The following is an 18,899-nucleotide window of genomic DNA, read 5'->3' as shown; positions in this document are numbered from 1 at the left end:
ACAGGCCGATGGGGTGGCCCGCCGCCCACCGGCGGCGGGTACCCGTTACAGCTCTTCGAACTCGCGCCCGTTAGGACGCTGGCCGAGGTCAATGCCGAGCTCTTCGGTGGCGCGGTACACGTCTTCGTCCGTGTCACGCAGCTCAATGGCCACGCCGTCGGCGTCGAGCGCTTCGACGTTCAGGCACAGCGAGCGCATTTCCATCACGAGCACCTTGAACGACTCGGGGATGCCCGGGTCGGGGATGTCCTCGCCCTTGACGATCGCTTCGTATACCTTCACTCGCCCGGTGACATCGTCGGACTTGACGGTCAGCAGCTCCTGCAGCGCGTAGGCCGCGCCGTAGGCCTCCAGCGCCCACACTTCCATTTCCCCGAAGCGCTGCCCACCGAACTGGGCCTTACCACCGAGCGGCTGCTGGGTGATCATCGAGTACGGACCGGTGGAGCGGGCGTGAATCTTGTCGTCGACCAGGTGGTGCAGCTTCAAGATGTACATGTAGCCCACGGAGATGGGGAACGGGAAAGGTTCCCCGGAGCGGCCATCGAACAGGCGGGCCTTGCCTTCGGCCCCAATCAGCCGCTTGCCGTCTTCGCCCGGCAACGTCGAATCGAGCAACCCGGTCAGCTCGTCCTCGTCGAGGCCGTCGAACACCGGGGTCGCCACCCGCGTGTGCGGTTCGGCCTTGATACCCTCGGCGGGCAGCTTCTTGGCCCACTCTTGGGCCTGCGCCAGCGCCTCGGAGGCGTCCCACCCCTGGGAGGCGATCCACCCCAGGTGCAGCTCCAGCACCTGGCCGACGTTCATACGTCCGGGCACACCCATCGGGTTCAAGATGATGTCGACCGGGGTGCCGTCCTCCAGGAACGGCATGTCTTCCACGGGCAGGATCTTGGAGATAACACCCTTGTTGCCGTGGCGACCGGCCAGCTTGTCACCGTCAGTGATCTTGCGGCGCTGGGCAATGTACACCGTCACGCGCTGGTTGACGCCTGCGGGCAGCTCGTCGTCGTCCGAAGACGTTTCCTTCACCCCGATGACGATGCCGGATTCCCCGTGCGGCACCCGCAGGGAGGTGTCCCGCACCTCGCGGGCCTTCTCCCCAAAGATGGCGCGCAGCAGCCGCTCCTCGCTGGTCAGCTCGGTCTCCCCCTTCGGGGTGACCTTGCCGACGAGGATGTCCCCGGCCCCCACCTCGGCCCCGATGCGGATGATGCCGCGCTCGTCCAGGTGCGCCAGCGTCTCCTCCGACACGTTCGGAATGTCGCGGGTGATCTCCTCCGGCCCGAGCTTGGTGTCGCGGGCGTCCACCTCGTGTTCCTCGATGTGGATCGAGGTCAGCACGTCGTCGGAGACGAGGCGCTGGGACAAGATGATGGCGTCCTCGAAGTTGTAGCCTTCCCAGGACATGAAGGCCACCAGCAGGTTCTGCCCGAGGGCGAGCTCGCCCCCGTCCGTGGCCGGGCCGTCGGCGATCACGTCGCCTTCCTCCAGCCGCTGGCCCTCGTCCACGACGACCCGCTGGTTGTAGCAGTTGCCCTGGTTAGAGCGCCGGAACTTGGCGATGCGGTAGGTGTGCTGGCCTCCGGCATCCTCCAGGACGCTGACGGCGTCAGCCGACACCTCAGTGACCACCCCGGCCCCACCCGGGCGCACCACGAGCACGTCACCCGCGTCGATAGCTGCCCGTCGCTCCATACCGGTGCCGACCAGCGGCGCCACCGGCCGCAACAGCGGCACTGCCTGGCGCTGCATGTTGGCACCCATGAGGGCGCGGTTGGCGTCGTCGTGCTCCAGGAAGGGGATCATGGCCGTGGCGACGGACACCATCTGCCGGGCCGAGACGTCCATGTAGTCAATGTCCGCGATGTCCACCAGGGCCGGCTCGCCGCCGAAGACCCGGCACAGCGCCTGCGCCTCCACGAAGTGGCCGTTCTCGTCCAGCGGCGCGGAGGCCTGGGCGATGGCGTGGCGGTCCTCGTCGTCAGCGGTCAGGTAGTGGGTCTCGTCGGTCACCTTGCCGTCCCGCACGACGCGGTAGGGCGTCTCCACAAACCCGAACGGGTTGATGCGCGCGTAGGTGGCCAACGACCCGATCAGACCAATGTTCGGGCCTTCCGGGGTCTCGATCGGACACATGCGGCCGTAGTGCGAGGGGTGCACGTCACGCACCTCCATGCCGGCCCGGTCCCGGGACAAACCACCGGGGCCAAGGGCCGAAAGGCGCCGCTTGTGGGTGAGGCCAGCCAGCGGGTTGTTCTGGTCCATGAACTGGCTGAGCTGAGAGGTACCGAAGAACTCCTTGATCGCCGCGGTCACGGGCCGGGTGTTGATCAGGGTCGTCGGCTGAATGGCCTGCACGTCCGTGGTGGTCATGCGCTCACGCACCACGCGCTCCATGCGAGATAGACCCGTGCGCACCTGCGCCTGGATCAATTCGCCGACGGCGCGGATACGCCGGTTGCCGAAGTGGTCGATGTCGTCCTGTTCGACGCGCACCTCCACGGCCTGCCCATCCTTGTGCCCGGGGATGGTGGCCTCTCCCTTGTGCAAGGCCAACAGGTAGCGCACCGCCGCGATGATGTCTTCCAACCGCAGCACGGACTCACCCAGGGCTGCCTCGAGCCCGAGCTTCTTGTTGATCTTGTAACGGCCAACCTTCGCCAGGTCGTAGCGCTTAGGTGCGAAGTAGTAGTTTTCCAGCAGCGTGCGGCCGGCCTCGACGCTCGGCGGCTCACCGGGCCGGATCTTGCGGTAGATGTCGAGCAGGGCTTCGTCCTGCGTCATCGTGCCGTCCTTTTCCAGGCCGGCCAGCAGCAGCGGGTAGTCAGCGAACTCCTCGCGAATCTGCCCCTCGGTCATGCCCAGGGCACGCAGGAAAATGGTCACCGACTGCTTACGCTTGCGGTCGATGCGCACCCCGACGGTGTCCCGCTTGTCGATTTCGAACTCGAGCCAGGCGCCCCGCGACGGAATGACCTTGCACGAGAAGGTGTCCTTGTCACTGGCCCGATCTGCCAGGCGCTCAAAGTAGACACCCGGCGAACGCACCAGCTGAGAGACGACGACACGCTCGGTGCCGTTAATAATGAAGGTGCCACGAGCGGTCATCAGCGGGAAGTCGCCCATGAAGACCGTCTGGCTCTTAATCTCACCAGTGCCGTGGTTAATGAACTCGGCGGTCACGTACAAGGGAGCCGCGTAGGTGTAGCCCTTCTCCTTGCACTCCTCTGCCGTGTACTTAGCCGGCTCTAGACGGTGGTCGCTGAAAGACAGCTCCATCGTCTCGCCGAAGTCCTGAATCGGGGAGATCTCAGTGAAGATCTCCTCTAATCCGGACACAGACGGCAGGTTGCTAGCGTTACCGGAGGCCGCTAAGCGGTCCTTCCAGGCGTCGTTACCGAGCAGCCAATCAAAAGACTCGGTCTGGAGACCGAGCAGGTCCGGGGCCTGCAGGGGCTCCCGGATCTTACCAAACGAGACACGCTCACCAGCGTGAAATGCGGGGGTGCGCGAGGCAGCCAAAAGGGGGTCCTTCCCTGAGGTCGGAATCAGGCGACGCGAACCTGTCACACTCCACTCTGCGAAGCAGGGGGTGGACAGGTTCAGCGCAAATCTATATGTTACGCCATTTTTGCGGCTTTTGTGTGTGCCGTTGCTCACCGGCCCCGACATTCGGCCTGCCAGAGCTGACAGCACGCACCGGCGGGGCTATAGGGCAGGGACCCGCAGGTCCCAAGGGTAGCGGCTGTGTGCGTCCACCTGCACGGGTAGCGGCTGTGCGCATCCACCCGCGCAAGCCTCGCCCGCGCAAGCCTCGCCCGCGCAAGCCTCGCCCGCGCAAACCTCGCCCCAATTGGCTATGAGCGCGCCACAGGCGCCATATACACCACTTATGCCTTCCCCATAGTCATCTAGGGCGAGGCCGCGGGCGCACCCGGGCCCGAGGCATACCCCTGCTCGCGCGCTCACCCACCCCCGCCCAGGCACACCCACACCCCTACCCGGACGGAAACAAGCCCAGAGACGGCCGCGAGCGCGGCCGACGCCGTCCCACACCCCTACCCGGACGGAAACAAGCGGGTGTCCCGCACCGATCGGTGCGGGACACCCGCCAGCGACAGCCCTAACGGGCGGAAATCACTTGAGCTCGACGGTGGCGCCAACCTCTTCCAGCTGCGCCTTGGCCTTCTCAGCGGTCTCCTTGTCGACGCCCTCGAGGACGGGCTTGGGGGCACCGTCAACGAGCTCCTTGGCCTCCTTCAGACCGAGGGAGGTCAGGGCGCGCACCTCCTTGATGACCTTGATCTTCTGGTCGCCGTGGGCGGCGAGGATGACGTCGAAGGAGTCCTTCTCCTCTTCGGCGGCGGCTTCGCCGCCAGCCGGGGCGGCGGCCACGGCCACGGCGGCCGGGGCAGCAGCGGTGACCTCGAAGGTCTCCTCGAAAGCCTTAACGAACTCGGACAGCTCGATGAGGGTGAGCTCCTTGAAAGCGTCGATGAGCTCTTCGGTGGTGAGCTTCGCCATGGTGGCGTTCCTTTCGGTTGGGTCCTGCTCCGCGAGCAGACGGGGATGGGTTTGCTGGGCCTAGTTTTCGGCGCCAGCGGCCTGCTTCTCGCGCAGGGCCTCGACGGTGCGCACAGCCTTGGAGGCGGGTGCGGTGAACAGGTAAGCAGCCTGGTACATGGCCGCCTTGAGGACGCCAGCGGACTTCGCCAGCAGCACCTCGCGGGACTCCAGGTCGGCGAGCTTCAAAACCTCAGCCTTCGAGAGCAGCTTGCCCTCGAGGACCCCAGCCTTGATCACGAGCTTGTCGTTGGTCTTGGAAAATTCGCGGATGGCCTTAGCGGCCTCAACCGGTTCCCCGGTCACAAATGCGATAGCGGACGGGCCGGTCAGCTCGTCGGCAATAACATCGAATCCAGCTTCCTTGGCGGCGATGGCGGCCAGGGTGTTCTTCACGACCGAGAAGCTCGCGTTCCCCGCGAGAGAGCGACGCAGGGTGCGCAGCTCAGCAACCGTGAGCCCCCGGTATTCGGTCAGCAAAACGGCGCCAGACTCGCGGAACTTGTCTGCGAGTTCGGCAACGGCAGCTGCCTTGTCAGGCCTCACCATGTGGGCCCTCCTTCCGGTGGTACTGCCGCCGGTCATTCTCGCGGAGCGGGAAGAAAAAATCCCCGGGCGCAGGCCACGGGGAAAACCCAGCTCGGCTGGGCGCTCTACGTTACCTGCGTCGGCTCGCAAGAGAATTAGTGTTCCCGGTTAGGAACGACCGACGGTCTTGGGCAGCACTAACCATAACCGACGACGCCCACCCCGCCAAGCGCCGCCAGGCATTGATTGGCATGGCATGCCTCACAGGCGGCCCTGGAGGTGGGCGGGGGCGCTCTTTTGCTTGGGTCAGGTTGAATATTGCGCCCAGGCGCCCCACCTTAGTGGGCTGGTGCGCTAGGAAGGCTCGGCGTCGAGCCAGGCGAGGATGGCCTCGACCCGGTTGTGCACTCCGAGCTTGGGGTAGGCAGAGTTGAGGTAGTTCTTGACGGTGCGGGGCGAAAGGAACTGCGCCTGGGCAATCTCGTCGTTGCTCATGCCCGACGCGGCGGCTTCCAGCACGTCCGCCTCCCGCTCGGTCAGGCGGGCCCGCAGGGGGTTGAGCCGCCGCGGGGTGGACACCGGCCCAGCCTGCACGGCGTTGGCCGCCTCCCGCCCGAGCACCATTCCCCCGGCGCGGCAGGTGGCTAGCGCCCCGGCGATCTCGTCGGCGCCCAGCTGCCCGTGCACCAGGTAGCCGCGCGCCCCGCTGGTGAGGGAGCGGCGAATGGTCTCGGTGTCGTCCCGGTTGGTCAGCATGATGACGGCAGAGGTCAGGGCGAGGGTGGGCAGGGCATCCAGCCCGTTCATGCGGGGCATCTGCACGTCGAGCAGCACGACGTCGACGTTGTTCGCCTGCGCCACCTCGATCGCTTCCTGCCCGTCGCCGGCCTCGAAGATCTCCACTGGGTCCTGCAGGCGACTGAGCACGGTCCGCAATCCGGCACGGACGATCACATTGTCGTCAACAACTAGCACCTTCACCTTGATTCCTCCCTTAGTGGCACCCGCACCACCGCCCGGGTTCCGCCAGCCTCGCGACGGCTTAACTCGAGGGTACCGCCTAGGCGAGCCAGTCGTTCGCTAATGCCTGCGATCCCGTAGTGCCCCTGCAAAGCCAGCTCCGGACGTTGGGTGATTTCCGAGCTTAACCCACGTCCGTCGTCTTCCACGGCCAAAAGGAACTCTACTTCCGCGACATGGATGAAGACCCACACAAAGCTGGCGGCCGCGTGCTTCTCGACATTGGTGAGCAGCTCTCCCAAGACCTGCGTGATGGCCCACTGCCATTCGGCGTTAGGACGCCGCTCGTCCAGGCTGCCCTGCAGGTGGACCGAGACGATGACGCCGGTGCGGGCGGCCCACGCCCAGGTCAAGGCTTCCAGGCGGTGCTCGATCTGTTCGGCTCCCCCACCGCGCAGACCGTCGAGCACGATGCGGGCCTCGCGGGAGGCGTCGTCGGCGCTTTGGAAAATGAGGTTCGCCAGGTCCAGGTGGCGCGATTTTTCTGCGGCCAGCTCGTCGCGAAGCGCCTCGGCGAGCATGCGCATGCCGTGCACCGACTTCGCCAGGGAGTCGTGTAGGTCGCGGGCGATGGCCAGGCGCTCGGACTCGGCGGCATCGCGGGCCTGGGTGGCGATGGCTTGCCGCGCCAGTTTGCCTGATTCCCGCAGCTTTTGCCCGAGCACGCTAGCAAACCACATGAAGCCCGCCAGGATGATGGGGGCCCACCAGAAGTTGGGCCAGGACTCGTACGGCGTGGATTGTGCGACGAGGAACGTCCCGAGGAAGGCTCCGCCCCACATGGCGATAATGTTTCGACGAGCGGTCATCCCGATCAAAATTGCCGATTCCGCTAGGTAGAGCGCGGTGATAGCGGCTCCCGCCGTGGAGCGCGTACCAAATCCGGCGATTACCCCGGTAATGATCGCGTCGGCCAGCGGAAACTGCCAACCCTGGGACATCTGTTCGGGCTGCCGGGCCCACAATCGCAACGGAATCCAACTCATGGGCACCGCCAGCAGCAACGTCCAAAACTCGATATCCAGGTGCTGCATCTGCACGGCGGAGATGACGATCAGTAGCGACAGCGTCACGAGCCGGACGTCGCACAACACCCGGGCAGGAGCAGCCAACGCCTCGTGTTCGAAGCGGTCGCCGACGTTGTCGCTACTTTTTGTCCTCAAGTTCTCCCCCACACTGGGTCCAACGTAGCCGCTGCCCCGCGTGGGCTGCTGAGGCGCAACCGTGTCGTGGAACAAACGACCCGCGCCAACCCTATCGCACAACGTCGTCACATTTCCGACACAGGAATGTCCATGGTTTGCGGAACCAGGCAGCGAAAGAACCTAAAGGGTCACTGCCGGAGACACACTGCCATTAGTGTTTGCCCGCCTGCCTGCCCCGCCCGGTCTGATTCTGTCCCGGACCGGACTCGGACGACAACTGGAGGGTTAATTCGATGAAGGCGAAGGACGACTCGAGCGTGTCGCGGATTTCGGCGTACTCCTCGGTCATTAGCAGGGTGACCACCGCCGTTTGCTTGCCGTCGCTCAGTGTCCAGTTCCAGCCGGGGTACTTTTCGTTATGGGTGAGCGGCGTGCGGATAGCGGTAAGGCGGCTGCAGCGATAATTTCCCCTCGGCTTCCACGACTAATGTGGGATGGAGAGGATCATCGCTGGCATCCGCGGTGAGCTGACCGCTCGGCGCCAGCGAGGGCGCACTACTGACCTCGGTTGCCACTTTTTCACCAACGGCCGAGGAGCTGGCTGCCGGGTTAGGAGCGGGCTGGGCTGTCTCGCCCTGCCCGCATGCCCCCAAGCCCCCGCGTAGCACCGCCGGGACCAGCGATCCCACCCATTTTTCTACCGTGTCATAACCGTCATTTTCCCGCTGCCACTTTCCAATCTGCGCATTTGCCTACCGAATTTTCGCATCAGCAACTGGCTGCTCGCAGGAAATTCGACCGCAAGTTAACTAGCGCTTCCCATCATTCCGCGAATTGCTCCCGCCAGGGAACCTAATATCTCACTGAGCTGGCCGCGAAAAGCCATAGCCAAGGCCACGACAACGAAAACGATGCCGACTCGTTCGACGGCAGTCTGCCCTCGTTCATCGCTACGCAGCTGCTGCAGCCACACCAGTGCTGCTACTTGCAGGGCCCTCAGCTTGTCTCTGCCCACGATTATCCCTTCGCGTGCGGTCACGACGGGGCAGCTGGCGCGGGCGGCCCCAGCTACCGAACGTAGCAGGCAGTTCAGGAAGGGGGACAGGGGCGGGTGCCCCAAGGACACCTGCCACCTGCCCCCGCTTCACCACCGTGGGTGGGGCAAGCTCGTTTACTCGGTCACCGCTACTCACACTTAGTTAAACGCGAATGACGCCTCAATGGTGTTGTGAAGGCCCTCGTACTCCCCGGTCGTCAACCCCCGCGCGGTCAGTGACAACACGAGCCGGTCGATCCCGTCCAGGCGGCGCTTGCGCTTGGGGACGATGACGGGCTCGAACGCCCCGTCCCGTTCCCTGGGCACCTCGATCTCGACGGGGCAGATCTCGGTGAGCACCGTCTTCGAGCCGGTGCCCTTACGCATGTTCACCCCCAGCGGGGTCTGGCCGTGTTCGTGACCGAGGTATTCGGTCAGCTCGGCGTTCAGCGCGGTCTCGAGGGTGTTCTACGTCAGCTGGTTCAGCAGGCCACCTGGCCGACCAGGCTCACGCCCTGCCCCTTGGTCTGCGTCGGCGGGCGCTCGGCGAGCTCTTTGTGATTGATGATCTGTCCGGTCACGCGGGATCAATCATCACCTCGTCTAACAGTTCGGTCGTGTCGTCCACGGCCATCTCCTCCCGGATCAGGCCAGACCCCTACACACCGTGATTCAGACAGTCGCCGCAATCGTTCTACTGCGCAACCGGAACATCGCTGATTCGCCACCCCTCGCTGTCTGCTCGCTCGCCGTTGACGTCAATCGTTGCTTTGTCTCCACCAAGGTCCGGCCACACCGCGGTCACGGTGTAGACGGACTTTCCGTTCTCTGCACCAGTTCTGTAGAGGTTCGGATCGGTCAGCGCCAGCCGCCCCTCGGCAAACTCGAACTCCACCGGGAACACCCGCTCGTCGCCAGCCAGCAGGGCCAGCTGCGTGGCCGGTGTGAACGGCCCTTCCGGCTGGTTATCCCGGTGAGGAGCCGAGGCAAGCACCCGTCCGAAGGCCTTCCAGGCGAAACCGTCGGTGCACTGCTCGCAGCTGACCTCCAGCTGTCCGACCAGGAACTTGCCGCGCCGTTCCAGCGAAGCCACCCGCACCGCCAGCTCTTCCTTTGAAACATCGGCGGGCACACGAAGCGTGTCAGTCCCTTGGCCCGTGACCGCCCCGGCGGCCGGACTGGGAACGGCAGAGGCGACCGCCGCTTCCTCCCGCCGCTTGCCGGTCACCCGCAGCTCCACCCGGCGGTTCAGCTGGCGGCTCTCGTCGTCCGTCTCCTCGACCCGCGGCTCGCTCTCGCCGCGCCCGTCGACCGTCACCCCGAACCCCTGCAAGGCGCCGAGTGCGTCCAGCCGCTGCCGCACCGCCTCCGCGCGTCGCCGCGACAGCTCGAGGTTGTGGGCATCATCGGCCACCGAGTCCGTGTGGCCCACGATCTCAACCTGCCCGCCTTCGAAGACCCGCAGCTGCGCGGCCGCGTCCTGCAGCACGCCGTCAGCCTCCCCGGACAGCTCGGCGGAATCCACGGCAAACAGCACATCGGCGGCCAGGTTCACCTCAACCTCTTCGGCCGCGGCTGCCACATCGAAGGCCCCGTCGACCCGCTCCCGATACTCGGTCAGCGGCAGCGGTTCCTTGACCACGGTGCCCCGGTCCACCGAGGCCAGAAAGTCCTTAGCGCTTTGCGGGGCCGGGCCGTCCACCACCGGGACGTCGTAGACCATGCCGGAAAAAGGCACCAGCACATCCACCGTGTCTTTGGTCGTCTGCCCGAAGAATGCAAACGTCTCCAATTCTCCCTTCTCGCCGCCAAAGGAGGCAAAAATCGGGCTACTCTTCGCCCCCGGTTGCGCCGTGCCGGCCTCGAAATCGACCAACGTAAAACCTGATGTGTCCCCCAGCGAACTTCCCCCTGTCCACGACGACTCAAGCAAAGTCTCAGGTGCTCCCTTTTCCGGCATCACCCGCACCGGCAGCAAGGTGCCGCCGTCCATCCGGTAGGCAGGCCCTACCTCCAGCACCGCCGGTACCCCCAGCACTGAGCGCTCGACGCGCACTGCCTCGGCCGCTGGCGTCGCCACCCCGGAAGATGCAGCCGTGGGCGCCGTCGAGCTAGACGGCACCGCCGTGGGGGCGGGGTCAGAATCGGCACCACAGCCCACCAATCCCCAGGCGACCGCCACGGCGACTCCAATTCGCCAAACCCGCATTTCACATTCCTTTCCTCGACGGCCGATCGGCCGCACCACCTAACCCAAGAACGAGAACGAGTCTCGATTGGCAAAGAACATGCCCCCCAGCATAAGAATCAGAGTCGCCAGAATCAGCAGGAAGGTCGCCACCATGGACACCTTCGGGGTGGCCTTGGCCGCGGCCCGCCGCATCCGCTGGGAGCGTTCCTTGCGGATCTCGCTGGAAATCTCGTTGCGGGCATCGCGGTCCTTCTGCCGCCAAGCGCAGCATGGGGATCATTTTCGCCGCCGCGACGGAAACGGCCCCCCCCCCGCTCGGACCGTATTCTGCCCATCTTCCTCCCCCTCACTTCTCGTAGACAATGCCAGATTGGACCACCACCGGGGGCAGCTGCAGCAGCGACGGCACGTGCACCGATGCCTCGCCGCTACCGCCCCGCGGGGGCAGGCAGCAGGCTCACCCCGCCCCGCAGCGGGTAAACCACTGCGCTCAGCTCCCGACCTCCCGCCTCCAAGGCGATATTGGCGCGATCGGCGATCGAACGCCGCACTCGGGCCCCGCCGCACGACGCCAGGTCTCCCTGTCGCACGTCCAAATCCATCAAGCAAGTGTGGGTGAACTGGCTAAACTCCCGGGCCAGCAGCATCGAAATCATGGAGGTTCCCACTCCGTCCTTGGCGCCCACCACCGCAACGGTGTAGCTCAGCACCCGCGGGCGGGAACCCCCTTCCGGCGCCGGACTATCCGAGGTCTACTTCTGCCCCTCTGCCGGAATCTGCCCGTCGTCACCCACCTCACGCAGGGCAAGACGGACCTTCACGGCAAAGCTCTGCGCAAACGCCAACTTCAAAGAGTTCTCCGTATTGAGTACGAACGTCACCGGCACCCCCTCGGTTTCCTGGAAGCCTACGGTCTTAGAGTCCTCCTCAGTGGTGGTCACGACGCCCACGTCAATGACCAGGGCCTTTTGCACCACCACCCGCGCGTCACGCACCTTGGTATTCGGGTCCTCAAGAGTGGCGATGTTGTCCCCCCGATCCTCGGAAGAGACCTTGCCGACGACGCCGACCTCGGCGTTGACCATGATGGCCACCTCACGGTAGCCGGGCTCCAGCCCCGGTGTCTGCATCAGCATGCCGCGTTGGAGAGAGGAACCCTCGGTGAGCTACCCGGCGGTAACCTTGCCCGCTTGTTCCTCGATGCTGTTGAGGGACGACGTTGGCAGCCACCGCTCGGGCATCTGGACCACCCCGCTCTCCTCTGCGGAGAGTTTGCTGAGGCTGGGTACCGTGCGCTTCAGCTTTACTACATCCGCCATCGGCCCCACCTGGATGTTCTGGAGCAGGTAACGCGCCACTTGCACGATATCGGCGGGCAACATCGAGACTTCAATAAATTCCTTGGCCTGCCACACCGCCGAAGAGTCAACCTCGAAGCCGGGGCCAGGCAGCCTGCAACGCCGTAGCCTCGTCGTCTGCTTGCACGGCAGTCCCCTGCGCGGCATCACGCCGCGTCCCCGCCACTAGCAGCGTCCACCCTCCCCAGCCGTCCGGCACGATACAGGATCCAATCAAGGCTATCCGCCTGACCCGGGCCCCTGCCAGAGCAAACGCCCCTAATCTGACGTCGGCTGCTACGGGACCACTGTCGCTTGTCTCGCCGAAGCCCAAAATGGGATCTTGTCAAGGGAAGGATGGACAATCGTGCCCACCAAACCAGTCTGGGCCGCCGACGGCGAGGCCCCAGCTCGGCTTGTTGTCGACGGCGTGCCCACAGCCGTCCCCCTCTGGGGCGCCCGTACGCACCGCTCCCAATCGCAGGGGCTATTGGGTACCGCGGATTCGGCCGCGGACCTCTGGATCGAGAAATGTCCCGGTAGTCACACGTTCGGTATGCGCTATCCGCTCCGCGTGGCATTCGTGGATAAGCACGGCGCTATTGTGGCGATAAAGACCTACAGACGAAACCGGCTCGGCGCCTATCATTGGCGAGCTGCGCACGCGGTGGAGTTTCCCCTCCCCCTCGGCGAGCAGCTTCCGCTTCGCCCGGGCACCAAACTCGAGATTGGCCCCGATGCTTAGCACCACGTTCATCCCCGCCTGCGCAGCAGCAGCAACCATCGCTTTGACCACCGGCCCCGGCGTCAGCTTTACAAACCACTACCTCCAGTCGGTAGGGGAAACCCGACGTGTGGGCCGTCTCTGGGCGGGATTAGCCGCCGCTGTTGGCTGCGGCATGGTTGGGTGGTTTGGCACTCGCCACGACATGCTCGCCACCGCCGCGCCGGTGCTGGTACTCGTCGGCGCCACGGTCTTGTTGACGGTAACTGACTTTTGGACCCATCGACTGCCAGACGTCATCACCCTGGCCTTGACGGCGGGCGCCGGGCTCAGCTGCCTCGTCTCGGCTCTATTCGGCCTCCTGCCGTGGGAGGCCGTGGGTCGAGCTTTTTTGGGGGCGCTCGCCGCCGTTATCACATTCGGGCTCATCTACCTGCTGCCCTCCGGCCTCGGGGCGGGCGACGTCAAACTCGCCTTCCCCCTCGGGCTGGTGGCGGGCTCGGTGTCGTGGACCTGCCTGGCCCACTCCTTTCTCTACACCTACCTGCTCGGAGGCCTGGTGGCGCTCGGGCTCTTGGCGGTGCGGAGGCAACGCGGCACGCACATGGCCTTTGGCCCCTACATGCTGGCGGGCACCCTCCTGGCCTGGCTGACCGCCCCCACCGGCTGGCTGGCCTAGTTGACTTCCACGTCGCTCACGCGCCAGCCGTCGACCCCGATCCGGTTGCCGTCCACGTCCACCGTTACCTTGTCGCCGAGCCCGTCTACCAGCGGCCAGATAACCGTCACGGTGTAGCCGCGGTTCGGTTCCATGGTCACGTCGAGCTTCCGGTCGGTCAGGTAATCCACGGTGGTGCCCTCGCGGTATTGGGCGGGGTAGATGCGGGCCTGCCCCTGCAACAAACTGACCATGTTGGCGGGGGAGGAAAAGCTCGTGGACAACGCCCCGGAGGCAGAAGAGGAGATGGCGGGCGTGCCCAAAAAGTCGATGGGCGCAACCGTCGAGTCGGGACCGTTGGCCAGCGCCAACTCGCCCACCAGGTAGTTGCCGCGCTTGGTCACCGAGCGCACGGCGATGCGGGCGGTGGTGTCCCGGTCCAGTTGACGGCTGACGAAAATCGCGTCCTTGCCGCTGGCCGTCGCCCCCACGGGGGCCACCATTTGCCCCGAGCCGGTGGAGACCACCTGCGGCTTTTCCACCTTGGTGCCCTGCACCAGCAGCTCCACCCGCCGGTTAGCAGCCAAATCTTCCGGGGAGGTGCCCTCGTTGCGGGGCTGGCTGGCTCCCCGTCCTTCCACGGTCGCTTGATAGCTGGCGGCATCGGTCTTCGTCGCCAGGTAGTCGTACACCGCCTGCGCACGCTGCACTGATAGCTCTTGGTTGTAATCGGCGTCTCCCACCGCGTCGGTGTGCCCCGTCACCGTCAACTGGCCGCCGCCGATTCCGCTGAGCTGGGCAGCGACCTGGTCGAGGGTGGCGGCCGCCTCCGGGCTCAGTTCGGCCGAATCGACGTCGAACAGCACATCGGACGGCACCTGCACCTTGATCTCTTGGCCCCGCACCTCCAACCCGAGTTGGCTCTCCGTGTCTTCCGAGAAGACCTCCAAATCCACGGGCAGGCGCCGGTCGGCGTTAACTTTCAACTGGGCCAGGTATTCCTGGGCCGCAGGCAGCTCGCCATCCACCACCGGAATGTCGTAGAGCATCCCGGTGACTGGCAGCATCAGGTTGGTTTTCTCGCCCGCCACGGGTCCGAAGACCGCGAAGGTGTTGAGCAGCTGGCCGTCGAGCACGAGGTCCTGGCTGACTGCCCCCAGCGGCAAGTACACCTGCCCGGCGTCGAAGTCCACTAGCCGCAACCCGGCGGAGCCGGAGTCGCCGAACCCGGCATCCCAAAACTCCCCCAGGTTGACGTCGGTCTGCTCGGACGACGACACACTAATCGGCACCACCGTCATGCCTTGGCTGCGCACCGCCGGGCCTGCCGTGACGCTGACGTGGACCCCGCCCGCCGACTGGAAGCGCGTCACGGCGGTGGCCACCGGCGCGGCCACGGCGCTGGCCGACGACGCCGCAGGGGTGGGGGTGGCGGTCGGACTGGCGCTACAGGCAGTCAGCCCCAGGCACAGCAGGCTCGCCCCCGCTGCCACGGCCACAATCCCCCGAGCCATCTCGTCCTCCTCGCATAACCAGTTCGGGCACTTGAAACATTTTACGGGCAACGGCGGTGCTGCTGCCCGCCGCCCAGTTGGCGGCTACGGCAAGGGGCGGCGCCCCATAGTGGGTGCGCCGCCCCTTGCCTAACCCTGCCTTAGGAAGCGTCTTCCGACAGCAGGTTGCGGGTCTTGGAGGCGTCCAGCGGGATGCCCGGGCCCATCGTCGTCGTCATGGTGGCCTTGATCAGGTAGCGGCCCTTGGCGGCCGACGGCTTCAACCGCAGCACCTCGTCCAGGGCGGCGGCGTAGTTCTCCACCAACTGCTCTTCGGAGAACGAGGCCTTACCGATAATGAAGTGCAGGTTGCCGTGCTTGTCGACCCGGAACTCGATCCGCCCACCCTTGATGTCAGTGACCGCCTTGGCCACGTCCATGGTGACGGTGCCGGTCTTCGGGTTCGGCATGAGGCCACGCGGACCCAGCACGCGGCCCAGGCGACCCACCTTGCCCATGAGGTCGGGGGTGGCCACGGCGGCGTCGAAGTCGGTCCAGCCACCGGCGACCTTGGCGATCAACTCGTCGCCACCGACCTCGTCGGCCCCGGCCGCCACGGCCTGCTCGGCGCGCTCGCCGACGGCAAAGACGATGACCCGGGCGACCTTACCGGTGCCGTGCGGCAGAGAGACGGTGCCACGCACCATCTGGTCCGCCTTGCGGGGGTCGACGCCGAGGCGGAAGACAACCTCGACGGTCTGGTCAAACTTCGCGGTCTGGCCCTTGGCCAGGCGCACAGCCTGCAGGGGGCTGTACAGGACGCCGTCGTGGATCTTTTCCGCGGCGGCGCGGTAGTTCTTGCTGCGCTTAGGCATAGCGTTTTGCTCCTTGCTATTCGTGGTCAACGGGCAGCGCCTGCCCTGCCACTGGGGTTTGCGGGACGGAAAAGCGTTCCGTCAGTCGACGACCGTGATGCCGAGCGACCGGGCGGTCCCGGCGATGATCTTCTCGGCGGCTTCGATGTCGTTGGCGTTGAGGTCCGGCATCTTGGTTTCGGCGATCTCACGCACCTGGGCGGCGGTGATGGTGCCGACCTTGGCGCTGTGCGGGGTGGCCGAGCCCTTGGCAACACCGGCGGCCTTCTTCACCATCTCGGCAGCCGGCGGGGTCTTCAGGACGAAGGTGAACGAGCGGTCCTCGTACACGGTGATCTCGACCGGAATGACGTTGCCGCTCTGCGCCGCGGTGGCCGCGTTGTACGCCTTGCAGAACTCCATAATGTTGACGCCCTTGGCACCGAGGGCAGGGCCCACGGGCGGCGCCGGGTTGGCTGCACCGGCCTGGATCTGCAGCTTGATGAGGCCGGTGACCTTCTTCTTCGGGGGCATGGATGTAAATCCTTCTGTGAACTTGACTAGCCGCCGGCTGTCTTCCGGTCCGACGGCGCCAGTGCCACGCAAGCACTGATGCGCACCGCACGTGGCGGCACACAAACCGGCATTCTACCGCTATCTTTCACCCGGCTGCTGGTGGACATCGTCACACCGCCCGGGGCGCTTGCTACCGGAGACGGCGGTGGGGGCGGTGCCGCCTGGCACCGCCCCCACCACATACCCGGTCAGAGGTTGACTTTCTCCACCTGGCTGAAGCTGAGCTCGACCGGAGTCTGGCGCTCGAAAATGGTGACCAGCACGGTGAGCTTGCGGGCCTCGATGTTGATCTCGGAAACCTCCGCCATCTGCTCTTCGAACGGCCCGTCAACGACCTTGACGATCTCGCCGATCTCCAGGTCGATCTGGATGTCGCGCGCCGCCGCGGCCTGCTCGTCGGCCGGGACCCGGTCCAAGGTCTTTTGGTGCTCGCGCACCGCGGCCTTGATCAGCGGGTCGAACATGTTCATGACCTCGTCCTCCAGGAGCGGGACGGGGTTGCGGGCGTCGCCGACGAAGCCCGTGACGGCCGGCGTTTCACGCACCACACGCCAGGCCTCGTCGGTCAGGTCCATGCGCACCAGCACGTAACCGGGGATGCGGATCCGGGAGACGGTCTTCTTCTTGTTGTCGCCCTTGAGCTCCACGACCTCTTCCATCGGCACCTCGACCTGGAAGATGTAGTCCTCCATCTCGAAGTTGGCGATGCGGGTCTCCAGGTTGGCCTTGACCTTGCGTTCGAATCCGGCGTAGGAGTGGATGACGTACCAGTCCCCCGGCAAGGAGCGCAGGTTGGCGCGGAAGGCCTCCACGGGATCCTCGACCGGCTCGGTGGCGGTGGCTTCCTCGGCAGCCTGCGCGGCGTCCTCGCCGACGGCGGGCGACTCCACGTCCTCCACCGTGGGCTCCTGCCCGGGATCGGGCGTTGTGAGCTCGTCAGTGAGGTCGGCAGGTTCGAACGGGTTAGCGTTGGCGGTCACTGTGACTCCTGGAGATAGTTACGGACGAGCTAGGCCGCCGTAGGGTCAGCCAAAGAGCAGTCTAGCCAGTTGACCGAAGACAAAGTCCAGCAGACCGACGAAAGCCATGACGGCGACAACGAAGACGATGACCACCAGGAAGTAGGTCCACAGTTCGTCCCGCGTGGGGGTGACGACCTTCTTCAGTTCGGCAATGACCTGGCGGATGAACAGCGCGATTCGCCCAAAGAACCCGCGGGTCTTCTCCGCCTGCTTCGAGCCAGCGTCGCTCACGTTGCTTCCCCTTGTCATGCTGCGGCGGCCATCCGTCCTTCGGATGGCAGGGCAGGCGGGACTCGAACCCACAACCGCCGGTTTTGGAGACCGGTGCGCTACCAATTGCGCCACTGCCCTTCGTCGTCATTGTTTCACACCCGCTGCGCGAGCCTGCCACAGTGGCGACCTGCCGAACTGTACACACACTCCGGCCGAACCAGCAAATGCGCGTGGGCGCCCCCCACCGTTCCGGGACGAAAGTCTCAGCCCGCGCACGTGTCATTGTCGCGAGCCTTCGGGCATGAAACGATTCTGGGGTGAACACTTCAAACCGTATTTCTCCGCGTCTGGCCGCCATCGCCGAGTCCGCGACCCTCGCCGTGGACGCCAAAGCCAAGGCTTTGAAGGCCGCTGGCCGCCCGGTCATCGGTTTCGGGGCCGGCGAGCCAGATTTCCCGACCCCGGACTACATCGTGGCTGCCGCCGTGGCGGCCGCCCAGGATCCGGTTAATCACCGTTATTCCCCGGCCGCGGGGCTGCCGGAGCTGCGCCAGGCGATTGCCACCAAGACCCTGCGGGATTCGGGCTACGAGGTCTCCCCCGCCGACATTCTGGTGACCAATGGCGGTAAGCAGGCAGTGTTCCAGGCGTTTGCCGCGATCATCGGGCCTGGTGATGAGGTGTTGCTGCCGACCCCCTATTGGACCACCTACCCGGAGGCCATTGCCCTGGCGGGCGGCAGGTCCGTCCCGGTTTTCGCCGGGGCGCAGGCCGATTACAAGGTGAGCGTCGAGCAGCTGGAGGCGGCCCGCACCCCCGCCACCAAGGCGCTGTTGTTCTGCTCGCCGTCCAACCCGACCGGCTCGGTCTACACCCCGGCCGAGGTGGAGGCGATCGGCCGGTGGGCGCTGGAACACGGGGTGTGGGTTATCACCGACGAGATCTACGAGCACCTGCTGTACGACGATGCCGCACCCGCCCCCATCGTGCGGATCGTGCCGGAGCTGGCCGACACCACGATCGTGCTCAACGGCGTGGCCAAGACCTACGCCATGACCGGGTGGCGTGTGGGCTGGATGATCGCCCCCAGCGACGTCATCAAGGCCGCCACCAACTTCCAGTCGCACCTGACGTCAAACGTGTGCAACGTCGCCCAGCGGGCGGCCCTGGCCGCCGTGGCGGGCGACCTGACGGCGGTGCACGAGATGCGCAGCCACTTCGACCGGCGCCGCCGTCTCATCGTTGACCTGCTCTCCCAGATCGAGGGCTTCGAAGTGCCGGTGCCGAAGGGGGCCTTCTACGCCTACCCGAGCGTGGAGGCATTCATGGGGCGCGAGGTGGCCGGCCGCACCATCAACTCGTCTGCTGACCTCGCCGCCGTCATCCTGGACGAGGCCGAGGTGGCGGTCGTGCCCGGGGAGGCCTTCGGCCCGTCGGGTTTCCTGCGTTTCAGCTACGCCATGGGGGACGACGACATTGTCGAAGGCATCGGCCGCGTCGCCCGCCTGCTCGGCTAGTCCGCTCCACGCACCCGTT

19 protein-coding genes and 1 tRNA gene are annotated in these 18,899 nt (G+C 65.6%); 2 read left to right on the top strand and 18 right to left on the bottom strand.

Annotated features, from left to right (window positions below):
* Positions 1 to 45: 45 nt before the first annotated feature.
* From rpoB to BSZ40_RS09705, 12 genes are all read right to left on the bottom strand, one after another.
* Entirely contained in the window at positions 46 to 3,525 is a 3,480-nt protein-coding gene (gene rpoB / locus BSZ40_RS09755; RefSeq protein WP_073825823.1) for a DNA-directed RNA polymerase subunit beta, read from the bottom strand.
* Between the two features lie 615 nt (positions 3,526 to 4,140).
* Positions 4,141 to 4,527 carry a 50S ribosomal protein L7/L12 gene (gene rplL / locus BSZ40_RS09750; RefSeq protein WP_073825820.1) on the bottom strand — a complete coding sequence of 129 codons (387 nt, stop codon included), beginning with the start codon at positions 4,525 to 4,527 and terminating at the stop codon, positions 4,141 to 4,143.
* 60 nt (positions 4,528 to 4,587) lie between these two features.
* Positions 4,588 to 5,115, bottom strand: coding sequence for a 50S ribosomal protein L10 (rplJ, locus tag BSZ40_RS09745; protein ID WP_073825817.1), 528 nt, complete (start codon positions 5,113 to 5,115; stop codon positions 4,588 to 4,590).
* 333 nt (positions 5,116 to 5,448) lie between these two features.
* Positions 5,449 to 6,075: a response regulator transcription factor gene (locus tag BSZ40_RS09740; protein WP_084542781.1), complete on the bottom strand. Its 627-nt coding sequence runs from the start codon at positions 6,073 to 6,075 to the stop codon at positions 5,449 to 5,451.
* Positions 6,072 to 7,277: a sensor histidine kinase gene (locus BSZ40_RS09735; protein WP_124912764.1), complete on the bottom strand. Its 1,206-nt coding sequence runs from the start codon at positions 7,275 to 7,277 to the stop codon at positions 6,072 to 6,074. The genes BSZ40_RS09740 and BSZ40_RS09735 overlap by 4 nt, the downstream gene beginning before the upstream one ends.
* A gap of 193 nt (positions 7,278 to 7,470) precedes the next feature.
* Entirely contained in the window at positions 7,471 to 7,623 is a 153-nt protein-coding gene (locus BSZ40_RS11950) for a hypothetical protein (RefSeq protein WP_158020893.1), read from the bottom strand.
* Between the two features lie 831 nt (positions 7,624 to 8,454).
* Positions 8,455 to 8,745: a transposase gene (locus BSZ40_RS12105; RefSeq protein ID WP_222842777.1), complete on the bottom strand. Its 291-nt coding sequence runs from the start codon at positions 8,743 to 8,745 to the stop codon at positions 8,455 to 8,457.
* A gap of 244 nt (positions 8,746 to 8,989) precedes the next feature.
* Entirely contained in the window at positions 8,990 to 10,504 is a 1,515-nt protein-coding gene (locus BSZ40_RS09720) for an OmpA family protein (RefSeq protein WP_073825806.1), read from the bottom strand.
* Positions 10,505 to 10,543: 39 nt separating this feature from the next.
* On the bottom strand, positions 10,544 to 10,678 hold the full coding sequence (locus BSZ40_RS12410; RefSeq protein WP_281246645.1) for a hypothetical protein: 135 nt from the start codon (positions 10,676 to 10,678) through the stop codon (positions 10,544 to 10,546).
* Positions 10,679 to 10,914: 236 nt separating this feature from the next.
* On the bottom strand, positions 10,915 to 11,196 hold the full coding sequence (locus BSZ40_RS09715; RefSeq protein ID WP_073825803.1) for a P-loop NTPase family protein: 282 nt from the start codon (positions 11,194 to 11,196) through the stop codon (positions 10,915 to 10,917).
* A 42-nt stretch (positions 11,197 to 11,238) separates the two neighbouring features.
* Positions 11,239 to 11,622 carry an RcpC/CpaB family pilus assembly protein gene (locus tag BSZ40_RS09710; protein WP_073825800.1) on the bottom strand — a complete coding sequence of 128 codons (384 nt, stop codon included), beginning with the start codon at positions 11,620 to 11,622 and terminating at the stop codon, positions 11,239 to 11,241.
* A 30-nt stretch (positions 11,623 to 11,652) separates the two neighbouring features.
* On the bottom strand, positions 11,653 to 11,991 hold the full coding sequence (locus BSZ40_RS09705) for a hypothetical protein (protein ID WP_073825797.1): 339 nt from the start codon (positions 11,989 to 11,991) through the stop codon (positions 11,653 to 11,655).
* A 731-nt stretch (positions 11,992 to 12,722) separates the two neighbouring features.
* On the opposite strand from BSZ40_RS09705, the gene BSZ40_RS09695 reads away from it, so the two are divergent.
* Positions 12,723 to 13,226 carry a prepilin peptidase gene (locus tag BSZ40_RS09695; RefSeq protein WP_073825791.1) on the top strand — a complete coding sequence of 168 codons (504 nt, stop codon included), beginning with the start codon at positions 12,723 to 12,725 and terminating at the stop codon, positions 13,224 to 13,226.
* Here BSZ40_RS09695 and BSZ40_RS09690 read toward each other — a convergent pair.
* The 6 genes from BSZ40_RS09690 to BSZ40_RS09665 form a co-directional block, all read right to left on the bottom strand.
* Entirely contained in the window at positions 13,223 to 14,719 is a 1,497-nt protein-coding gene (locus BSZ40_RS09690; protein ID WP_073825788.1) for an OmpA family protein, read from the bottom strand. The two genes, BSZ40_RS09695 and BSZ40_RS09690, sit on opposite strands and share 4 nt — an antisense overlap.
* Before the next feature lie 140 nt (positions 14,720 to 14,859).
* Positions 14,860 to 15,573, bottom strand: a complete 714-nt coding sequence (gene rplA, locus BSZ40_RS09685; RefSeq protein ID WP_073825785.1) for a 50S ribosomal protein L1 — start codon at positions 15,571 to 15,573, stop codon at positions 14,860 to 14,862.
* Positions 15,574 to 15,654: 81 nt separating this feature from the next.
* On the bottom strand, positions 15,655 to 16,086 hold the full coding sequence (gene rplK, locus BSZ40_RS09680) for a 50S ribosomal protein L11 (protein WP_073825782.1): 432 nt from the start codon (positions 16,084 to 16,086) through the stop codon (positions 15,655 to 15,657).
* A gap of 230 nt (positions 16,087 to 16,316) precedes the next feature.
* On the bottom strand, positions 16,317 to 17,108 hold the full coding sequence (nusG, locus tag BSZ40_RS09675) for a transcription termination/antitermination protein NusG (RefSeq protein ID WP_073825779.1): 792 nt from the start codon (positions 17,106 to 17,108) through the stop codon (positions 16,317 to 16,319).
* A gap of 45 nt (positions 17,109 to 17,153) precedes the next feature.
* The gene (gene secE, locus BSZ40_RS09670; RefSeq protein WP_158020892.1) at positions 17,154 to 17,381 is read right to left on the bottom strand and encodes a preprotein translocase subunit SecE; all 228 of its coding nucleotides are present in this window, start codon (positions 17,379 to 17,381) and stop codon (positions 17,154 to 17,156) included.
* Between the two features lie 44 nt (positions 17,382 to 17,425).
* Positions 17,426 to 17,501: transfer RNA gene (locus BSZ40_RS09665), tRNA-Trp, on the bottom strand.
* A gap of 179 nt (positions 17,502 to 17,680) precedes the next feature.
* Here BSZ40_RS09665 and BSZ40_RS09660 point away from each other — a divergent pair.
* Complete coding sequence (locus BSZ40_RS09660; protein ID WP_073825775.1) at positions 17,681 to 18,880, top strand: pyridoxal phosphate-dependent aminotransferase; 1,200 nt, start codon at positions 17,681 to 17,683, stop codon at positions 18,878 to 18,880.
* Positions 18,881 to 18,899 lie beyond the last annotated feature (19 nt).

Source organism: Buchananella hordeovulneris (genome assembly GCF_001907235.1).
Classification (GTDB): Bacteria; Actinomycetota; Actinomycetes; order Actinomycetales; family Actinomycetaceae; genus Buchananella; species Buchananella hordeovulneris.
The sequence above is the reverse complement of the archived record's forward strand: the minus strand, read 5'-3'. Positions and strand labels throughout refer to the sequence as shown.